The organism is Blastocatellia bacterium (genome assembly GCA_016713405.1).
In the GTDB taxonomy this organism is placed as follows: domain Bacteria; phylum Acidobacteriota; class Blastocatellia; order Chloracidobacteriales; family JADJPF01; genus JADJPF01.
Genome location: JADJPF010000001.1, coordinates 110,589 through 129,911, shown reverse-complemented (window position 1 = coordinate 129,911; position 19,323 = coordinate 110,589). Strand labels below are relative to the sequence as shown.

At 34.1% G+C, this 19,323-nt stretch carries 12 protein-coding genes; 9 read left to right on the top strand and 3 right to left on the bottom strand.

Going from position 1 to position 19,323, the window contains the following annotated elements; translation table 11 throughout:
• The first annotated feature begins 85 nt into the window (after positions 1-85).
• From IPK14_00510 to IPK14_00490, 5 genes are all read left to right on the top strand, one after another.
• On the top strand, positions 86-1,465 hold the full coding sequence (locus IPK14_00510) for a tetratricopeptide repeat protein (protein MBK7991922.1): 1,380 nt from the start codon (positions 86-88) through the stop codon (positions 1,463-1,465).
• A 12-nt stretch (positions 1,466-1,477) separates the two neighbouring features.
• Positions 1,478-2,083: a hypothetical protein gene (locus IPK14_00505; GenBank protein ID MBK7991921.1), complete on the top strand. Its 606-nt coding sequence runs from the start codon at positions 1,478-1,480 to the stop codon at positions 2,081-2,083.
• Positions 2,084-2,256: 173 nt separating this feature from the next.
• Positions 2,257-2,454 carry a 30S ribosomal protein S21 gene (locus tag IPK14_00500; protein ID MBK7991920.1) on the top strand — a complete coding sequence of 66 codons (198 nt, stop codon included), beginning with the start codon at positions 2,257-2,259 and terminating at the stop codon, positions 2,452-2,454.
• A 114-nt stretch (positions 2,455-2,568) separates the two neighbouring features.
• Positions 2,569-3,441 (top strand): formyltetrahydrofolate deformylase, encoded by an 873-nt coding sequence (gene purU / locus IPK14_00495; protein ID MBK7991919.1) that lies wholly within the window; start codon positions 2,569-2,571, stop codon positions 3,439-3,441.
• Positions 3,442-3,454: 13 nt separating this feature from the next.
• Complete coding sequence (locus IPK14_00490; protein ID MBK7991918.1) at positions 3,455-4,327, top strand: energy transducer TonB; 873 nt, start codon at positions 3,455-3,457, stop codon at positions 4,325-4,327.
• A gap of 25 nt (positions 4,328-4,352) precedes the next feature.
• Here the strand turns inward: IPK14_00490 and IPK14_00485 are convergent, their stop codons facing one another.
• The gene (locus IPK14_00485) at positions 4,353-7,103 is read right to left on the bottom strand and encodes an IPT/TIG domain-containing protein (protein MBK7991917.1); all 2,751 of its coding nucleotides are present in this window, start codon (positions 7,101-7,103) and stop codon (positions 4,353-4,355) included.
• A gap of 279 nt (positions 7,104-7,382) precedes the next feature.
• On the opposite strand from IPK14_00485, the gene IPK14_00480 reads away from it, so the two are divergent.
• Both IPK14_00480 and recJ read left to right on the top strand, forming a co-directional pair.
• A complete protein-coding gene (locus IPK14_00480) occupies positions 7,383-8,363 on the top strand; it encodes a SpoIIE family protein phosphatase (GenBank protein MBK7991916.1) in 981 nt (326 codons plus the stop codon).
• Between the two features lie 139 nt (positions 8,364-8,502).
• Positions 8,503-10,263 carry a single-stranded-DNA-specific exonuclease RecJ gene (gene recJ, locus IPK14_00475; GenBank protein ID MBK7991915.1) on the top strand — a complete coding sequence of 587 codons (1,761 nt, stop codon included), beginning with the start codon at positions 8,503-8,505 and terminating at the stop codon, positions 10,261-10,263.
• A 141-nt stretch (positions 10,264-10,404) separates the two neighbouring features.
• Here the strand turns inward: recJ and IPK14_00470 are convergent, their stop codons facing one another.
• Both IPK14_00470 and IPK14_00465 read right to left on the bottom strand, forming a co-directional pair.
• The gene (locus IPK14_00470) at positions 10,405-14,154 is read right to left on the bottom strand and encodes a protein kinase (GenBank protein MBK7991914.1); all 3,750 of its coding nucleotides are present in this window, start codon (positions 14,152-14,154) and stop codon (positions 10,405-10,407) included.
• A gap of 98 nt (positions 14,155-14,252) precedes the next feature.
• Positions 14,253-16,553 carry a photosystem P840 reaction-center cytochrome c-551 gene (locus IPK14_00465; GenBank protein MBK7991913.1) on the bottom strand — a complete coding sequence of 767 codons (2,301 nt, stop codon included), beginning with the start codon at positions 16,551-16,553 and terminating at the stop codon, positions 14,253-14,255.
• A 241-nt stretch (positions 16,554-16,794) separates the two neighbouring features.
• Between IPK14_00465 and IPK14_00460 the strand changes: the two genes are divergently transcribed.
• Positions 16,795-18,828, top strand: a complete 2,034-nt coding sequence (locus IPK14_00460) for a protein kinase (GenBank protein ID MBK7991912.1) — start codon at positions 16,795-16,797, stop codon at positions 18,826-18,828.
• 3 nt (positions 18,829-18,831) lie between these two features.
• Positions 18,832-19,323, top strand: coding sequence for an ankyrin repeat domain-containing protein (locus IPK14_00455; protein ID MBK7991911.1), 492 nt, complete (start codon positions 18,832-18,834; stop codon positions 19,321-19,323).

Genomic DNA, 19,323 nt, shown 5'->3' with positions numbered 1-19,323 from the left:
TTACTTAAATAAAGTTAAAATGATAATATGCTAGTTGCTTGTTGCTTAGTCAACAGCTACTTATCATACTTAAAGATAAACCAAGATGTATCGCTATATTTTTTACTTATTTTTATTAATAACTCTAAGTTTTACACCTGTTTACAGCCAAGATCAACAAGAAGTAGTAGAGCTTTACAACCAAGCAGAAAGTGCTTATGAAAAAGGTGATTTAACCCAAGCAATATCACTCTATAAAAAAGTTATAGAACAACTTCCAGAAGCATTTGAGCCAAAATATCAATGTGCTAATGCTTATCTAGCTACTAAAAAGGCTGAATTTCTTCCTGAAGCTATTGCATTACTAAAAGATGTAACACAACTAAAACCAGATTTTGCTCGTGGTTTTGCTGCTTTAGGCAATGCTCTTGCTCGTTCAAATGATATTGAAGCAGCAGAAAACGCCTTACGTCAAGCTTTAAGTTTAGACTCTTCGCTTCCTGTCCGAGCTTTGCTAGCCGAGTTATTACTTACTCGTCAAGCTTATAAGGAAGCTGAAGCTGAACTAAAAACTTTAGTCTCCCAAGAAAAACCTAATGCCCGTAATTATTTACTATTAGGTATTAGCCAACAAGAACAAAATTTGCTAGAACCAGCTTTAGCAAGCTTTAACCAAGCCAATGAACTACAACCAAATGACATAGAAACTCTTTATCGTCGTGGTCAACTTCATCAAAAGCAAAAAAACTTTGCTAGCGCGATTGCTGATCTAAAAATAGCTTATCAGTTAAGTAAAAATGATTTTGCTATTGGATTAATGCTAATAGATATTTACCGCCAAAGTGGAGATAACAAAACAGCAATTAATTTAGCTCAGTCATTACTTGAAAAAAACAGTTCTGAAAATAAAGCTGTGTTGACTGAAATACTAGCTCAACTTGGAGCCAACGCTGATGCAATTGGTCAACTTGAAAAACTCTTAGCCTCAGATCCAAAAAATATAAAACATCTTTCCCGCCTTGGAGAACTTTACTTAGATATTAACCCAGAAAAAGCTAGCCAGTTTTGGCAACAAGCCTTTGATGTTAGCCCCAATGTAGAAACTGAGGTTGGTCTAGCTTCAGCCCTGCTAAAAGCACAAAAATATAAAGTATCTATTGAGCATTTTAATAGCGTTTTAGCAAAAAATCCTCAAAACTATGAGGCTCATGCTGGACTAGCCCTAGCATCATTTAAGCTAAATGATTTTGCTACAGCAGCAGAAAATTTTATTTGGATAATAAAAGCACAGCCTGAAAATTCAATTAGCTACTATTTTTTAGGTATTTGTTTTGATAAGTTAATGGATTACCAACAATCACTAAAAGCTTATGAGCTTTTCTTACAAGTTGCTGATAGCAAACTGCGTCAAGAGGAAATCAATCAAGTAAGACAACGTTTGCCAGTGCTACGCCGTCAACTAGAAAAACAGCCAAAAAAGAAATAGTAGGGTTTAACTATGTTTTATTTACTTAATTTTCTTATAAATTCTAAAACTTGTTCGCTATTTTTAAGTTTTTTACTTATTCTTTTTCCTGCTTTTAACCAGCAAGGTAAAGATCACTTAAACGAACAAGAAGTAGAACGTGTTAGAGAAGCACAATTAATTGATCTACGTGCCAAGGTTTTTTTACATATTGCTGAACGTAGATTAAATGTAATTTTAGGTCTTGCTCCTACATCATTTAATGAAAAAGATGGAAAAGACAAGAAAAAAGATAAAAAGAAAAAAGAAGAGAAAGAAGAGAAAGAAGAGAAAGAAAAACTTGATAAGTACGGGCCAGAGCCTAGCGGTACAACCGCACAACTGCTAGATAATTACACTAAAGTAATCTCTGAATTATTAGATAAACTAGATGATGTTTATGAAAAGAAAAAAGATGATCCTGCTTTTAGTAAGGCTATAGACAAAATCATAGACAAAAGCCAAGATCACTTAAAGCTTTTAGAAAAAATCAGCAGCAAAGTTAATAGCCCTGATGAAGAAAGAGCATTAGGAAAAGCTGTTGAAACTATAGAAACTGCTCTTACAGGTGCGCGTAGCTTTAAGTCTGAAAGCAAATAATCAAGTAAATTATAGATTCTCCAAAGCTTGTTGACAGTTTACGGAAAATTTAGATAATTCTAAGCACTTTCAAAAATTCACAAATTTTAAATTAGGGTAATTTTGTAAGTCAAAAATCTAAAAAATATCATTAATACGCAATAAAGCGTTAAACGGAAAGGCGGGTGTTAATAGTGGCAGAAGTTCGAGTCAATGACGGCGAATCAATCGAAAGTGCGTTACGTCGTTTTAAGCGCAAAGTGCAACAAGAAGACATCATTAAAGATATTAAAAAACATACTTTCTATCTTAAACCTGGTGAAAAGCAGCGTATCAAATCGGCTCTAGCACGTAAGCGTAATAGAAAGAAAATCCGACGCGAATACGACTAAAAACATTCGTTAAATTAGCAAAATTACCCTAGTTTTCCTAAAAATTTCTGATTAAAACAAGACTAAAATATTAAGTAATAGTAATATTTTAGTCTTTGTTTTTATAACTGCCTTATGTCTGAACAAATAATTAAACCTCACTCTGCAACATTTTTAGCAACTTGTCCCGATGGCCCTGGCCTAATTGCATCAATTGCACAACTTTTATACAAAAAAAACATTAACATTATTGCTTCTGATCAATATTCTACAGATCATAGAGGCGGTCAATTTTTTATGCGTATGGTGCTAGATCTTAATCAAGATAGCATTGACCATAAAGAACTAGAAAAAGCCTTAGCAGAGGTTGCTAATAGTCTAAATATGCGATGGCAACTAACTTATAGTAATGAAGTTAAACGACTAGCAATTTTAGTGTCTCGCTATGATCATTGTTTAATGGATCTGCTTTGGCGTTGGCAATCAGGCGAGTTAGCCGTAACTATACCTTTTGTTATTAGCAATCACTTAGACCTAAAATCTCGTGTAGAATCTTTTGGCATTCCCTATTATCATTTTCCAATTACTCCAGAAACCAAGGCCCAACAAGAGGCAGAAATCTTGTCTTTACTTAAAGATAAAGTAGATTTTATTGTCCTAGCTCGCTATATGCAGATTTTGTCTGCAAGTTTTATTGAGCATTACCCAAATAAAATCATCAACATCCATCATAGCTTTTTACCTGCATTTATGGGAGCAAACCCTTTTGCAATGGCACATAAACGCGGGGTTAAAATGATTGGTGCAACGGGCCATTATGTTACTTCTGATCTGGATGCCGGCCCAATTATTGCTCAAGATGTTACACAAATTAGCCATCGTGATACAGTAGAAGATCTTAAACGTACTAGTAGAGATACAGAACGAACCGTTTTAGCTCGTGCAGTACGTTGGCATATTGAAGACCGTATTATTGTGGATGGCAATAGAACTATTATTTTTACTTAGTCTTTGAGGTATTATGAGGTTAGCTTTTTTGTTAGTTTCTTTAGCACTTCTTTTATTTTTTATTGCTCCTAAAACCTTAGCCCAAACAACAGAAAAGTTAACCTTGGCAGTTTTATTTGAAGATGAAGAAAGCCTTAAATTTAGTGCTACATTAAATAAAAATTTATCTGACCTAAATTTTCAAGTTCAAGAAAAATCCCTTACAGAAACCATAAGTAAAAATTTAGCATCTTCTAATCATATAAATTTAAGTTGTCAAGATGCACGAAATCTTGGACAAGCTTTAGGAGCAGAAGTTTTTTTAGTAGTTAAAAGCAAACTTGTTGAACGTGCTGAGGTTGGAGCAACACTTTATGGAGAAGCCTATCTAGCCTTAGCCTTTGTTAGTAGTAGAAGCGGGCAGTTAATTTTATTTGATTTTATTGAAACTAAAGAACCTACACTTATTCAAGCAACACAAACAGCTAATAAACAACTAGCCGAAAACCTACCAGCTTATAGCAAAGAAATATCTGCATTTTTAGCCAATGAATTAAAACCGCCAAGCCTTGATCCAATGGATTTAGAAGCAATTGAAATTCCCGCTGTAGGTTCGCCATTAAATGAACGTTTTGACCAACCAGAATTTCTTAAACGTAGCCAGCCAATTTATAGCGAAAAAGCAAGAAAAATGGCTATTTCTGCAAGTGTTGAATTAGAGGTAGTTTTGCGTAAAGATTCAACTATTGGAAATATAAAAATACTCCATTGGGCGGGTTTTGATTTAGAACAAGCTGCAATTATAGCCATAAAACAACTTGAATTTGAACCCGCTTTGCTAGATGGTGAGCCTGTAAGTTGTAGAGCAGTAATTAGATATAACTTTAATTATAACAAAGCCAAGTAAATATCTTATATTTCAGTAGCCTAACTTAATCCAAAGTAAAAATAAAAGTGTTAGAAGATCCTAAACTTGTTTTTACAGTAATTTTATTTTTGCTTTTACGGAATTTTAATTTTTGCCTATCTCCAAGCAAAAATATTGTATTAGCTTCTTGTTTACCAATCCGAGAACTTAGATCAAATTTGTTTATAAATACAGTTGCTCCTGTTTCACCAAAACCGCTTCCTGAAATGGTAAGAAGTGGATCTTCATATTTAACAGCAGTAATCATTGGAAGAGGAGGTTTAGGATTCCTACCTATAGCAATCCCTTTTACTACACGAACTCGATGATTTAATGTATCAACAAAAAAGAGATTTCCATCATCATCAATAGCTAAGTCCTCTGGTATATTTAGTTTAGCATCTTTTGCTAAAGCACCATCTCCACTTAAACCAACTTCTCCATTACCAACAACACTAGTAATAATGCCTGTAATGCTATCTATTTTACGAATACGATTATTACCCGAATCAGAAAAATATATATCTCCATTTTTATCAACTACCATTGATGTGGGTCTGCTTAAAGAAGCTCTTATAGCTAAACTTCCATCTCCAATATCAGAAATTTGACCTCCCCCTGCAATTGTAGTAATCACCCTGGAAGCATTTACCTTACGTATTCTATTATTCAAAGTGTCAGCAATAAGCAAATTCCCGCTATTATCTATAACAACGGAAATTGGCCTATTAAGACTTGAAGCTATAGCAAGGATTTCATCTCCAGTAAAATTTGAAGTACCGTTACCTGCAACCGTTGATATAATTTTACTGGCATCAACCTTACGAACTTTATTATTAATGGTGTCAGCAATAAACAAATTACCTTGGTTATCTATTGATATGCCAGAAGGAAAACCAAGTCTACTATTTGTAGCTTCCACCCCATCATTAACAAAACCGTCTCTACCACTACCAGCTATAGTAGTAATAATGTTAGAAGAGCTAGTAATTTTGCGGATTCGATTATTTAATCTATCAATAACAAAAACTTGATTTTCTTTATCTAGTGCTATTTTGATGGAATCAGATAATTTAGCATTTGTAGCAATTTCTCCATCACCGCTAAAACCTGTAACTCCAGTACCTGCTATAATACTTATAGTTTTAGTTTTAATGTCTAATTTGCCTACACGATTGCTTTTATCAGAAAAAAATATATTGTTTTCCGTATCTATAGCCAATCCTGAAGGAAAAAGTAAAGAAGCAGAAGAAAGAGGATCCCCTGCCTTAACAAATTCAAGTTGCTCATTACCAGCAATTGTAGAAATTAAGTTTGTCTCTAAATCCACTTTACGTAATCTTTTGCTAGTAGGATCAGCAATAAGCAAATTTCCATTTTTATCTATTGCTACGCCTAAAGGCCGTCTAAAACTTGCATTAATAGCCAATGCTCCATCACCAGCAAAATCACTTTTTCCATTACCTGCAATTATGGTAATTGTGCTAGTAGAAAAATCAGCTTTACGACTCCTATAACCAAATTCTTCAACAATAAATAAATTCCCTTTATCGTCTAGGGCTATACCATTAGGCGAGATTAGTCCAGCCATTGACGTAGGCACTTCATCATTATCCGTCATTTCACCGCCAACAATGCTAGTAATAATACCCGTAGCAGAATCTATTCTGCGGATTCTACTGCTACCCCTGTCAGAAATAATAAAATTATCCTGTGCATCTACTATTATTTGTTTTGGGAAATCAAAGAGGGCTTGATTAGCTGGGCCGTTGTCCCCAGACCATCCTAAAGTATCCTTACTACCTGCAACTGTGGTAATTATTTGAGTAATAGGATCTACTTTAGAAATTATTTGGCGATTTATAATAAAAAGGTTTCCTTTACTATCCAGAGCCAAGCCCTTTGGAGAAGGAACAGAAGCGTTTACAGCAAGCACATTATCTTGCAAAGGGTCAATAAAGTCACTATTACCATTACCAGCTATAGTAGTAATAATATTATTTGTGTCAACTTTTCGGACACGATTATTAGCTTCATCAGAAATAAAAAGATTTCCATCTTTATCTACAATTACTTTACTTGGAGAATTTAGACTAGCAGTTATAGCCAAACTACCATCGCCACTAAAACCAACATTGCCATTTCCAGCAACAGTAGTAATTATGCCTGTTAGAGCATCTATTCTTCTAACTCTATGGTTAAAAGTATCAGGAAAAAATATATTACCTTTATCATCTATTGTAACATCAGATGGGTTAATTAAAACTTTATCACTTAAAGCAGACAAACCATCTCCAAAGTAAACTGCCCCACCTAAAAAAGTAGTGATTTCACCATTCTTTAGCTCTGAAAAATCTTTAGGTATAAGATTAAATTGGCACTGTGCAATACCATTTTTGTTAATAACTGAAAGTGTCAACGCACCAGAAATATTTCGAGGTGGAACTTGAAACTCAATTCTGCTCTCATTTTTTACAGTACTATCAATCTTCTCGCTGCCTAAAATCAATTGTGTATCAGGAGAAAAATTTTTCCCACTAATAACAACCTTTTGGCCTCCTTCAGCTTTAGCTACATTTGTACTAAGTTTTTTTATAATGGGTGTTAGATTTATTGATTGAGCTTGAACGCTTTTCCCTATTAACTTAAAAGACTGTTTAATATTATCCAAACATATTGAAGCAGGTAACATTAACATAGCTAAAATTATTATTAAAACTAGTGATTTTCCTATATTTTCTAACAAACTAAAACCTAAGCGTCTTTCTTTTTTCATATAATTCCTATACCTACTTTAATATTTGTTTGGATTAATAATAAATATACAATGAAACTATTGCGTTTGTAAAAAAGCTAACGATAAATTAAGCAACAATTTAAAATTCAAGAAGATAGCTTAAGTAATTTAGAATATTACAAAGATAAAAATACAAAAAAATTTTCTTATCAAGGCTACACTAATCAAAAGGCTTTAGAGAAACCTATCAACACGATTGACAACACTAAACAATATGCTTATATTTCACCTATCAAAAATAAGTTAAAGTAGGAAAAAATGGTTACTGTAGTAGATTCAATTATTCAAAATCAATTATTTGAACGTCAAACTAAACTTAAACATGCAATAGCTGATATAGGAGAAAATCCTGAATTAAAAAGGCTTCTTCATGAAGTTGATACAGCTTTAGCAAGAGTTAAAACTGGTGATTTTGGACTTTGTGAAATCTGCAAAGGTGAAATAGAGCCTGAAAGGTTAATGGCAAATCCACTAACTAAATTTTGCCTAGATGATCTTACAATCACACAACAACGAGAGCTTCAAAGAGATTTAGAAATGGCTTCCCTTGTCCAAAAAAGCCTGCTTCCAAAAGAAAATCTTAACTTAAACGGTTGGAGTTTTTCTTATAAATACCAACCTCTAAGCTTAGTAAGTGGGGATTATTGCGATTTAATAAGTATTGATAACAAAGATTTTTACTTTATTCTAGGCGATGTATCTGGAAAAGGTGTAGCGGCTTCAATGTTAATGACTCAGTTACATGCTATGTTTCGCTCTTTTATTTCCTTAAATCTCCCTTTAGTTCAAATGGTAGAACGTGTTAGCAGCATATTTTGTGAAAGCACAATGCCAATGCACTTTGCAACGCTTGTTTGTGGAAAAGTTTCTAACACAAGTGAAGTAGAAATATGTAATGCAGGCCACTTACCACCATTATTAATACAATCAGACAAATTAATTGACATACAAGCTACAGGTCTTCCAGTTGGAATGTTTTGCGATGAAGAATTTTCATCTACAAAATTTCAATTAAACCCTAATGATACGCTGTTACTTTTTACTGATGGTTTAACTGAAGCTGAAAATAATTTTGGAGATGATTTTGGTAAAGACAGACTTACTAACCTTCTTTTTAATCATAGTTTAGAGTCTTTAGATAAAATAATTAATTTTATTATCAAAGACCTCAACTCTTTTCAAGCAGGTAAACCATTGACTGATGACCTTACATTAATGCTGCTTAGACGAACTTATTAAAGCGTAGAAACTATAGGGTTTATGTTTTAAGATAGGCTAGAAACAGGACTTGGTGTTTCAATAATTTATTGGATACCAGCAAAGTTTGGTAAGCAACTGCAACTATCCTTAACAAAATTTTTCCGTTAGAATTGGCCGTATGCAAAACATAATAGAATTTACTGGATCTTCCATTACTAATTGCCAATGGCAATTGGCTAATGTGGATGAAGAAAAAGTCAAATCATTAAGCTCTAAACTACATATAAACCCTATAGTTGCCCGTGCATTGGTTTGGCGCGGGTTAGAAGATTTCTCCAAAGCTCAAAACTTTATTTCTGCCTCACTTAATAACATTCCTGACCCGCTTGGAATGTTAAATATGGATGAAGCACAACATACTTTGTTTTCAGCACTTCAAAAAGGTACTCCTATTAGAATTGTTGGCGATTATGATTGTGATGGCACAACAGGCTTAATCACTTTACTACAAACATTTCGGTTGCTTAATCCTTCTAGTGGGAAAAATATTTCTTATCATGTTCCTGACCGAGAACGTGACGGTTATGGATTAAACCCTGGCATTGTTGAACAAGCAGAAGCAGATGGAATTAAAATTTTAATCTCTGTAGATATTGGAATTACAGCACATAAAGAATGGGAGTTAGCTAAATCAAAGGGGATTACAGGCATTTGCATTGACCACCATACAATTTTAGGTAGCAACGCGCCTCAAGACGCTATTGTTTTATGTCCAAAACAAGCAGGCTGTCCTTATCCAGAAAAAGACTTAGCCGCTTGCGGTATTTCACTTCAATTAGCTAGAGTTTTACTTAAGGAACATAAAAATCAGGAAGCTATTCTTCAATCTCTTTGTAAATTAGTAGCTATTGGCACTATTTCTGATATGGTTCCGCTTAGTAGTTATTCTAATCGAGCAATTGTCCAAGCTGGGCTACGTGGTCTTAACACTGGTTCAACAAACAAAGGCTTAGATGCACTCTTAGGTATTTCTGGGCTACATAATCATAAAATTACCAGCTATGACCTTGGTTTTAAGTTAGGCCCACGTATTAATGCGGCTGGTCGTATGGATGGCAGCACCCTACAAGTAGTTAGTTTAATAGATGCTATTAGCAAAGAAGATGCCTGGCAAATGGCTACAAAAATAGATGACTTAAATCATCAACGTCAAGCGGTTCAACAGTGGTTAGTAGAAAAAATCTTAAAAAAAATAGAACAAGAAGACTATGAAGATCTGGTCTATGTTTTAGGTGGGGAACATGATGATGGTTGGCATCAAGGAGTTGTAGGAATTGCGGCAGCTAAAATAGTAGACCGCTATGGTCGCCCAACTTTGGTTTGCTCAATTCGTGATGGCATTGCTCATGGCTCTGCTCGTAGCATTAAAAGTTTTAACATTGTAAAAGCCTTAGAAGCTGTAGCTGATAATTTATTGCTTAAATATGGTGGTCATAGTGCTGCGGCTGGCTTTTCTCTGCCAGCTAATAAGCTTACAGAACTACGCGAGCGCATTAATGCTCATGCAGCTAAAGTTTTATCTCAGGATGACTTAATACATACAAGAACTTATGAAGGTGAGTTATCTCCAATGGAGGTAAATTTAGATTTAATTAAAACTCTAGCCTTGCTTGAACCTCACGGAATAGAAAACCCTCGTCCGTCTTTTATTGTAAAAGGCCGTTTAATTGAAACTAGAGTTATTGGTAATAAACATCTTCGTTTAAGGATTGCGGGTAAAGGCCCTTCATTAGAAGCTATTTGGTGGCACCATTCAGATCTTTATGATCAGTTACGTGTAGGAAGAAATGTCGCTCTATTAGGAAAGTTAGAAATAAATGAATGGAATAACTCACAAAAACCACAAATAAATATTGAAGATCTATATTTATTAAACTAAAGCTTAGTGGAGACGTGTTTCAATAAAGCTGGCTATGTCATTTGGCTATCTTAGAAATATGCTTGGTTACTTTACAAACAGCCTAATAAAAACCTTATCAACTATTTTGTAACACACTCCAAAAAACTTTAAGTAATTAACTTATTTTTTCCATTTTCCAGGTAACATCATTTGTACAAAAGCATTAATATTTTCTATTTTTTGCTCTTTCATAGTCTGCTCTGCTTTAGAAATCAATTCTGCTCCTTCTAAACCAGTTAATTTACCTCTAACATATTGAGTTGTAGCAACATGTAGTAGCATTTTAGATTCTGCAAATTTATTTTCTGCTTCAGCAAGATAAGTTATTACAGAATCGTTATCAGTCGTAAAACTAGCTAAAGCAGCACGACCTATTAAACTATAAGCTTGACTATAGCTAATTTTCTCTTTTTCTAGTCTTTTAATAAATTTAAGTGCTTTGGATAAAAAATATTCTTTTTTATCTGTTTTTAAGGCAAGACTAATAATAACTCGTGTAAAAAGATAGCAGGCTTCTATTAAAATAAATTGTACTCTCATCATTAAAGAGTGTTTTAGTTTAGCCCAATTTTCCTTTATAAGTTCCCAAGCCTTTTCCCCATCGCCACAGTAAAGAGCAATTTCACAATAAGCAACAAAAGAATAATAATGTTGAGCATGAAAACCTGTTTGTGACCATTTTTCCATTGCTTCTGTTAATTCATTAGAGGCTTCTTCTGGTTTATCTAAAATTAAATAATAAAGATAACTAGCACGAGTTCTTAAACTAGTTTCAGCATAAAGATCGCCACAACTTTGAGCTTCTTTAACAATTAAATTAACTCGCTCTAGGATTTCTGCTAGTTCTCCTAATTGGAAAAGAGTTCTAAATAAAAAAACTTCTGCTGTATAAATTTCCCAATTAACCGCCGTACAACGTTCCCTTAAAATTTTTCCAGCCTTTTTAGTAAGTTCATAAGCTTTTGCCCATTTTCCTTGGAAAAAGTTTGCCATCCCCGACATAAGCAAATACAATCCTTGAGCATGTGGATTATCAATTTTATTAACTAAATTTTCTGCTAATTTTGAAAATGTCTGTAAACGTTTTGTTTCTCTAGGGTTAGTAGATGCAAAAGTTATTTCCCAAGCAAAAGCACGAGCTAAACGATAAGGTTCACCCACTTTTAGAGCATAATTTAAATGGCGAACTTGAAAATCTGTCCCTCGTATTGCATCAACCATTGTTAAACCTGTAGCGGCTGACCAACAGATATCTATTTTTACTATTTCTTCTGGAGCAATTTCTGAAATATTTCTTTCCTTAAATTTTATTCCTCGCCACCATAATTGCAACTGCCCAAACAATAGCCAAACAAGTGATTGCCATGTTTTCTGAGGCAAATACATCCCTGTTTGAGCTAAAACGTCTCCTAAAACCGATAAACCTTCCTCAACATGTCCGCCTCTTAAAAGTTGTTCAGCAGCAGATTGTTTAAGTTTTAATATTTTTAAGCGTTCTTTTACTTCACCAGCAGCTAAAAGATAAGCTTGTGCCGCTTCAATAGTTCGTCCTGCATTGGTCAGAGCTAGAGCTAGTTTTTCTTCTAGTTCTCCAATTTTTGACTCTGTTGGTTGTAGTTCAATAATAAGTTTATAAAGTTTAGCTGCATGGTCAAAAGCTAAACCATCCATAGCTTGATCAGCAGCTAAACTAGCATATTTAATAGCTTTTTGAGTATCTCCAGCACCCTGAAAATGTACTAGTAATACTTCTGTGTCAATATTTTCTATAGGCTCTAACACTAAAGCTAATTTACTATGATAATCTTTTAATTTACTTTTAGTTAGTTTATTAATAAGAGTTTCACGAATACGATCATGGTAAACCTCTATTTTATCTAATTCCTTTGAACCCCTAACACGAATTAAATGATTAGTTCTAAGTAAGGCTACTGCGGCGGGTTCTTCTCTATCTAAATCAGCAGCACGCTTAGCAACTAGACGGGCGATAGGTTGGCCTGCAACAGCAATTACTTCCATTAATCGTTGTGCAGCTATAGGTAGTTGAGAAATTCGATAATAAATAACATCTTCCAGCCTTGTAGTCACTATAGATAAATCTTCCAATGAATCTTGAAGCTCATCTGTTTGGCTAGATAAACGATTAGTTTCTATTACAGGGGTAGTTTCTATATTTTGGCTGACTAAATTATCTAGCTTTTCCTGGTAAGTTTGCTGCGAATAATAAACTAATTCATTGATAAAAAAAGGATTACCATTAGCTTCTCGGATAATCATTTCTACACGTCTAGCAGAAACTTTTTGCTTATCAAATAGCCCAAGAACAAGTCGTCTAGCATCATTATCTGATAGCTCACCAACAATAATCTTTTCTACATTAAGACTATTAATTACAGGTGAAGAAAATAACGTTTTCAAAAAAGGGCTGGATTCTATTTCATCGCTACGATAGCTAAAAATCAGTAGCATTTTAGGTGCATTTGGTGGACTCAATAATTCATTTAGCAAAGAAATACTGTCTAAATCACCCCATTGCAGGTCATCAATAGAAAGTACAACTAAATATCTATTTGCTAATTCTTGAAAAAGCTGTCTAAGTGCAGCAAAAGCTCGTCTTCGCAGTTCTTGAGAATCAGGAATAGTAGCTTTTGATTTTCTAACAGCAATTCCTTCTATTTGGTAAAGAACTGGAAAAAGCCTAGCCAAAGCTAAAGCATTATTTGGTATCAAGGTAATTAAATCTTCTGGTAAAAGGGTTTTTAAGTGCTGAGTTAAATTATCAATAACACTGTCAAAGGCTTTATAAGGAACAAACTCTTGTTCATAACAGCGTCCGGTTAAAACTAATGTGTTAGGTTCTGTTATAACTACTGCATCAAGAAAATGGCGAATCAAAATACTTTTTCCCATTCCTGATAAACCTTCTACATAGTTAATTACTGTATTTCCCTCTTTTAATAGCTCAAAAGAATTTTTTAATTTTCCTAAATGTTCTTCACGACCAACTAAAAAATTTTGTGTGGGATTTGATGTGGCTACGGATAAAGCTTTAGAATGGTTAGTTCCTAAAGTTGCTAAAATAGTTTCACCCTTTGGACGTTTACTAGGATCACGTCGTAGTAACGCGTGACAAAGAGCATCTAAATCCTTTGGAACATTATCAATTAAAGATGAAGGTGGTGGTGGATCATAAAGCTGTTTTTCAGTTAATACATCCCCAAAAGTGTTGTCAAAAGGCAAAGCTCCTGTTAAAGCCTCATAACACATTACCCCCAAACTATACCAGTCGCTAGCCTCGCTAGCTGCTTCACCTAGTGCAATTTCTGGTGCTAAATATTCTGGTGTACCATAACTTAGAGTAGTTCCAAAGGGTCTTTTTGATAATTCTGTTATTAGCCCAAAATCTAAAATAGTTACTCGGCCTGCATCTGTAACTAAAACATTAGAAGGCTTAAGATCACAATGTAGCTTGCCTTTGCTATGTAAAGTGTAAATACCTGATGATAGTTGGGTTAAAGCTTTTTTTAATCGACTAAAGTTTACTAATTGATCTTCTGTTTTACCTAAACTTACATAGTCAATAAACTCTACACCTTTAACCAGTTCCATAGTAAAAAACCATTGTTCACCATCAGATAAAAGCTCATATAAAGTAACTAAATTTGGGTGAACAATATCAGCAATAGTACGAAATTCTTGCTTAAATCTATAAAGTGCTTCTGGCTCTGTATTACGTAAAGTTTTTAGCGCAACAACTGTATCTCGTTCTTTATCATAAACTTGATACACTTCACCAAACCCACCAGCCCCTAGCCGATGTTGAATGACAAAGCGTTTTGTACCGCTAAATTTTTGTTGGTTAGCTTGCATAGATAAACAATTGTTAGATAAAGACTTGATCCATTATAAATAAATCCCTCTTTTCCTAAAAACTGATCTTACTAATCTAAGTATTTTACTTAATTTATTTAAGCATCTAGTTTGACTTTACCTTTAGCATAACCAACACAAGTCAAAATATAGCCTTCTTCCTTAAGTTCTGGATCTAAACCATCTTCTACTTCCATAGTTACTTCACCTTCAAGTAACCTAGTTGTACAAGTTCCACACTGACCTTGACGACAACTAAAAGGTATTGTCACGCTGTTAATTTCTGCAACTTCTAATAAGGTTTTCTCAGGTGGAATAATACAGTTTTTACGAGATCGGGCAAATTCTACGCTATTATCAGACACAATTAAAGGTTTTGTAATAGAAGCTGTTGTTTTTGTAATAGGTTTTTCTACAAGTTTTGTAGTTTCTTTAGCTGGTTCTTCAGTAACTTTTTCATTTTTATCAGACGATGAAAGAAGTGGACGACCTCCAAAGCTTTCCATTTTTATTTGATCTGGGCTAGCACCAATACCTTGCAGTATTTTGCTAATTTCATCCATAAATTGTCTTGGGCCACAGATAAAGAAAGTTGAGGTTGAAACATCTTTTACATTTTTTTCTATCAAAGCACGGTTAATTCGTCCTGTCGGGCCTTGCCAATTTGTATCAGGTTTAGTTAGGCTAACTAAGTAATTAAAATTAGTTAAACTTTCTTTTAGCCTTATTAATTCTTTTTCAAAAATTACATCTTTGCTAGTTCTAACCCCATAAATTAAAGTAGAGTCGATATTTAAGCAACGATCATCTAAGTAGCGCAAAATAGAAACCATTGGAGTAATACCACTACCAGCAGCAATTAAAACAATTCTTCTATGTTTATTTTCATCAAAATAAAATTGACCTGAAGGCCCTTTAGCTTCAACAGTTAAACCTATTGCAGCCTTTTCATGAAGGAACACTGAGGCATAACCATCATCTACCCGTTTTGGAGTAATTTCTATATACCCGGTTTGAGTAGGTGAGCTACAAATAGTATAAGAACGTACTACTTTTTTACCATCAATCATCCATTGAAAAGTAAGAAATTGTCCTGGACGAGCAGCAAAAACTTCTCCTGGGGGTAGTAAAAACCTTAAGGTTTTAGCATCATGTGTTTGCTCATCAATTCGTGCAAGTTGTAAGAGTAAAGCAGCCTTTTTTGGTTCAGGTGTAGCGGGTTGAGGCCCTTTTACAGGACTTTTACTTGTTGGTGCAAAAGAAGTTTCTGGACTTGGACTAGTTACTATAGCAGGAGAGGCCGCTGCAAGAGCAATTCCTAGAGGTAAATTACCAGGTCTATAAAACATCATAATTCCTAAAACTACTGCTGCTATAAGCATAATTAAAAAAGCACTTGGACTAAATGGAGAAGGTGGTAAAGAAACTTCAGGAGCTTTTACATCTCCAAGCAAGCTTTGTCCACTACTAGCAACTTCTTTAACTTTTTCAGATCTGCTTGCTACTGCTTCTGGTGTTTGTGTAGTGCCAAGAAATTTAATAATTGCTTCATCATCCCCAGGCTTAAATAGTCCATTTCCTTGAGCATAAGTAATCATTCTTACAACGGTTGTCCGCCATTCTTCAACACTTTTCTTAGCTGAATAAGTGCGATCCAGGTCATGACATTTATTGCAACGTGTATCAACTAAGGATTTTCCAGCATCCATTGTTCCTTGTTCAGTCATTTGCCCTTTATCATCTACTTGTGGATTTTGTGATACAAGGTAAGAAACTATTGTGGCTACCTCAGGTTCATTAATTCCTGAACCGGGCAAAGCTCTCATCCGATTAACAGTTGCAAGCCAGCCTCTAGCATCTTTTTGAACCCCAACCACACGGTCTAGCCCATGACATTTAGCACATTTATTTTGGGTTAAACTTTGTGCAGCTTCTAAATCTATGGTCTTTTTACCTAAATTTATTGATTCTAATGCAACTTCCTTTATGGTAGCTCGACGTAGTAAATATGGGCCAACCGTCATTGTTATAATAACAAATGAGAGTGTAAAAATTATTAGTCCTAGCGGCATTAGTACAGAGTAATAAGTTTTATAATAGCGAGCTACTAAAACTTTAATAAATATCAATGGTATCAATAGCATAGCTATTAGCATATGAAGCATTGGACGTAGTGCTAGTTCATCTGGAGTATCTTTAATTTTTAAAACCATGTAATAAGTCATTACACAAAAAAGAAATATAAAGATATAACCCCCAATACGATGACCTTTAACAAGCTTTGCACTAGCTCCTTTATCTTTTAGCCGACTAGAAGCATGAAAAATTAACCAAACTGTAACAGCACCCACAGCAATATAAAGTATTCCTAAAAAAGCACTAAGAGATGTTTCTAGCATATATTAATTAGTCCTAAGTTTATAAAAATTAAGATATAAGCATTTTTCTTTAGTGTGCATAGGTTATACTTTGTACATTTCTTTTTCCAGTGCTTTTTGTGGCTTGTTGGCTAGAGCAAATTTAGCGGCTATAACTGTGCGTTAAAAGCTTTGCAGTGATAAAATACAGACTTATTTTTAAAAAGCCGAAATATCAGCAAATTCATAAAATTATGAAAACAATTTTTTAATTTAAGCCATCATGAAAATTTGTCCTATTTGTAAAAAGCAATATGAAAAAACCTTAAGCATCTGTCCTGATGATAGCGAAATATTAGAAGAGGACTTAACTGCTTTAGTTAATACAACTTTAGATGGACAATATTTTATTGAAAAACTATTAGGTCAAGGCGGTATGGGAGCAGTTTTTCTTGCTCGTCATACTCTATTAGGCGATCAAGTAGCCATAAAGATAATGCCTAGTTCAATTAGCAAAACGGCTGATTACCAAAGACGCTTTTTGAGAGAAGGAAAAACGGCTCGCCAATTTAGTCATCCTAATGTTGTTGCAGTTCACGACTTACGCACTACTGCTGACGGTATGTTTTATATGGTGCTAGAGTATATTGATGGCAAAACTTTAAGTGACGAACTAAAAAAACGCCGTCGATTTTCGCCTAAAGAAGCAGTAGAAATCTTAACTCCAATTGGAGAAGCCTTATCTGTAGCCCATTCAATGGGAATAATCCACCGTGACTTAAAGCCTGATAATATAATGATAGGTAAGGCTAAAGACGGTAGTTCTACAGTTAAGCTTTTAGATTTAGGTATTGCTAAAGTTATAAGTGCTGATGCTACAGCACTTACTGCAACAGGGCAAATCTTAGGAACTCCTCATTATATGTCGCCTGAGCAATGGAATGGAGATGATATTGATGGACGTGCAGATATTTATAGCCTAGGAATAATACTCTATGAATTAGTAGCAGGAGCTAAGCCTTTTAGCGGAAAAACTATCCAAAATTTAGTCTATCATCACTCTGTTACTATGCCTCCATTGCTATGTAACGTAGTAAGCAATGTTTCTAAAGAATTTAGCCTGACAGTAGAAAGAGCAATACTTAAAGAGTCGGCTAAACGTCCAGCTAATTGCCAAGAGCTATTTAATGAGCTTAGAGAAGCATTAAAAGCAGAAGTTTATTTTGAAGAAGATATTTCTCAAGCTCAAACTCTAGTTGGGGAAAAAATAGACACTAAAATTAACTCTGATGACGGAAAAACTAAAGAAAATCCAGAAGTAGCACAAACTAAAATAGTTGAAGCTACTTTAGTAAGTCAGGAAGCTAAAGAAAACCTAAGCACTTTGTTAGAAATAGCAGAAGTAACTAATGCAGAAAACTCTAAGGTAATAACAAACAGTAATACAATCAAAGAAATACAAAATACTCAACAAATTAAAAATACCCAGCAAAATATCAAAAACAGTTTAGATAAAAACAAGAGTTCTGCTGTTAATAACTCAAACAACTTACAACAAAACACTCCTGAAAGTATTTCTAAAGAAAATACAAACAATAAAAAAACTATTTTCGCTATTGTAAGTGTTTTAGCTATAACATTACTATCTACAACAATATGGTATTTCTTAAAAGACTCATCTATAAATTTTTCTGTAAGTTATCCAACCCCTACACCTAAGCTAAATTCCAATACATCAAGCGTAAAACAAGAAAAAGTGGAAGTATTAGAATATTGGTTAGAAGTATTGCCAAAGGATAAAGCTAATAATTCTATAAAAAAAGCCGATATAAAAACTATTTCTAGCCAAGATTATGTTAAATTCCACTTTTTAGCTAAACAGTCAGGTTATTTATATATATTAGGCTTAGGTGAAGGTAATAATCTTACAACGTTTTTAACTAATAATCCTAGTCCCGCAACAGGATTAAATAGCAATAAGATAGAGCAAGGGGAAAAAATAGTTTTTCCTAACGGAACTTCAGATAATGGGGATGAAAGAGTAATCTCATTTAATAATCAGCCCGGACAGGAAAATTACACTATAATTTTTTCTGCACAACCACTAGCAGCACCTAGTTTTCTTAATAGTAAGCCTGGATATTTATTAGTAGCTGGAAAAATTGATGAATGGGAACAATTTCAACAAATGGCAGAAAAAGTAACCATAAATATTTCCCATGGAAATGAAAAAATTGAGTCTATTGCTAAAGCTTTGTCATCAAGCAAAAGCTTAGATAAACCTATTATTTTTAATATAACTTTTGAGCATAACTAAAATATGGTAAATAATCTTAATCCCGAATTACCAATTGCAGCATTAGAAGGTGATATTATTGCCGTAAAAGTGCTGTTAGCTGCTGGAATTGACTTAGAATCTGTAGATCATTATGGAAATACTGCTTTAATTAATGCTGTTTTAGAAGGTCAAACAGAAATTATAGAAATATTAATTAAAGCAGGAGCTAATGTTAATGTACAAGATGATGAAGGCTCAACACCTTTAATTAATGCTATTAGAGAAGATTATCCAGAAATAGTTAAGCTACTTTTAGAGGCTAACGCTGATGTAAACATAGCTGCAAAAAATGGCATAACTGCCTTAATTTATGCTGCAACAACTGGCAATTTAGAAATAACTAAATTACTAATTGAAGCAGGGGCTAATGTTAATGCTAGAGCAAAAACAGGTGCTACAGCCCTGCGTTATGCTATAGGTGGAATGTTTACAGAAATAATTGATTTACTTAAGCAAGCCGGTGCTACTAAGTGA

Coding starts and splice junctions, on each gene's coding strand:
- IPK14_00510 (MBK7991922.1), top strand. CDS start 86: ATGTATCGCTATATTTTTTACTTATTTTTATTAATAACTCTAAGTTTT.
- IPK14_00505 (MBK7991921.1), top strand. CDS start 1,478: ATGTTTTATTTACTTAATTTTCTTATAAATTCTAAAACTTGTTCGCTA.
- purU (MBK7991919.1), top strand. CDS start 2,569: ATGTCTGAACAAATAATTAAACCTCACTCTGCAACATTTTTAGCAACT.
- IPK14_00490 (MBK7991918.1), top strand. CDS start 3,455: ATGAGGTTAGCTTTTTTGTTAGTTTCTTTAGCACTTCTTTTATTTTTT.
- IPK14_00485 (MBK7991917.1), bottom strand. CDS start 7,103: ATGAAAAAAGAAAGACGCTTAGGTTTTAGTTTGTTAGAAAATATAGGA.
- IPK14_00480 (MBK7991916.1), top strand. CDS start 7,383: ATGGTTACTGTAGTAGATTCAATTATTCAAAATCAATTATTTGAACGT.
- recJ (MBK7991915.1), top strand. CDS start 8,503: ATGCAAAACATAATAGAATTTACTGGATCTTCCATTACTAATTGCCAA.
- IPK14_00470 (MBK7991914.1), bottom strand. CDS start 14,154: ATGCAAGCTAACCAACAAAAATTTAGCGGTACAAAACGCTTTGTCATT.
- IPK14_00465 (MBK7991913.1), bottom strand. CDS start 16,553: ATGCTAGAAACATCTCTTAGTGCTTTTTTAGGAATACTTTATATTGCT.
- IPK14_00460 (MBK7991912.1), top strand. CDS start 16,795: ATGAAAATTTGTCCTATTTGTAAAAAGCAATATGAAAAAACCTTAAGC.
- IPK14_00455 (MBK7991911.1), top strand. CDS start 18,832: ATGGTAAATAATCTTAATCCCGAATTACCAATTGCAGCATTAGAAGGT.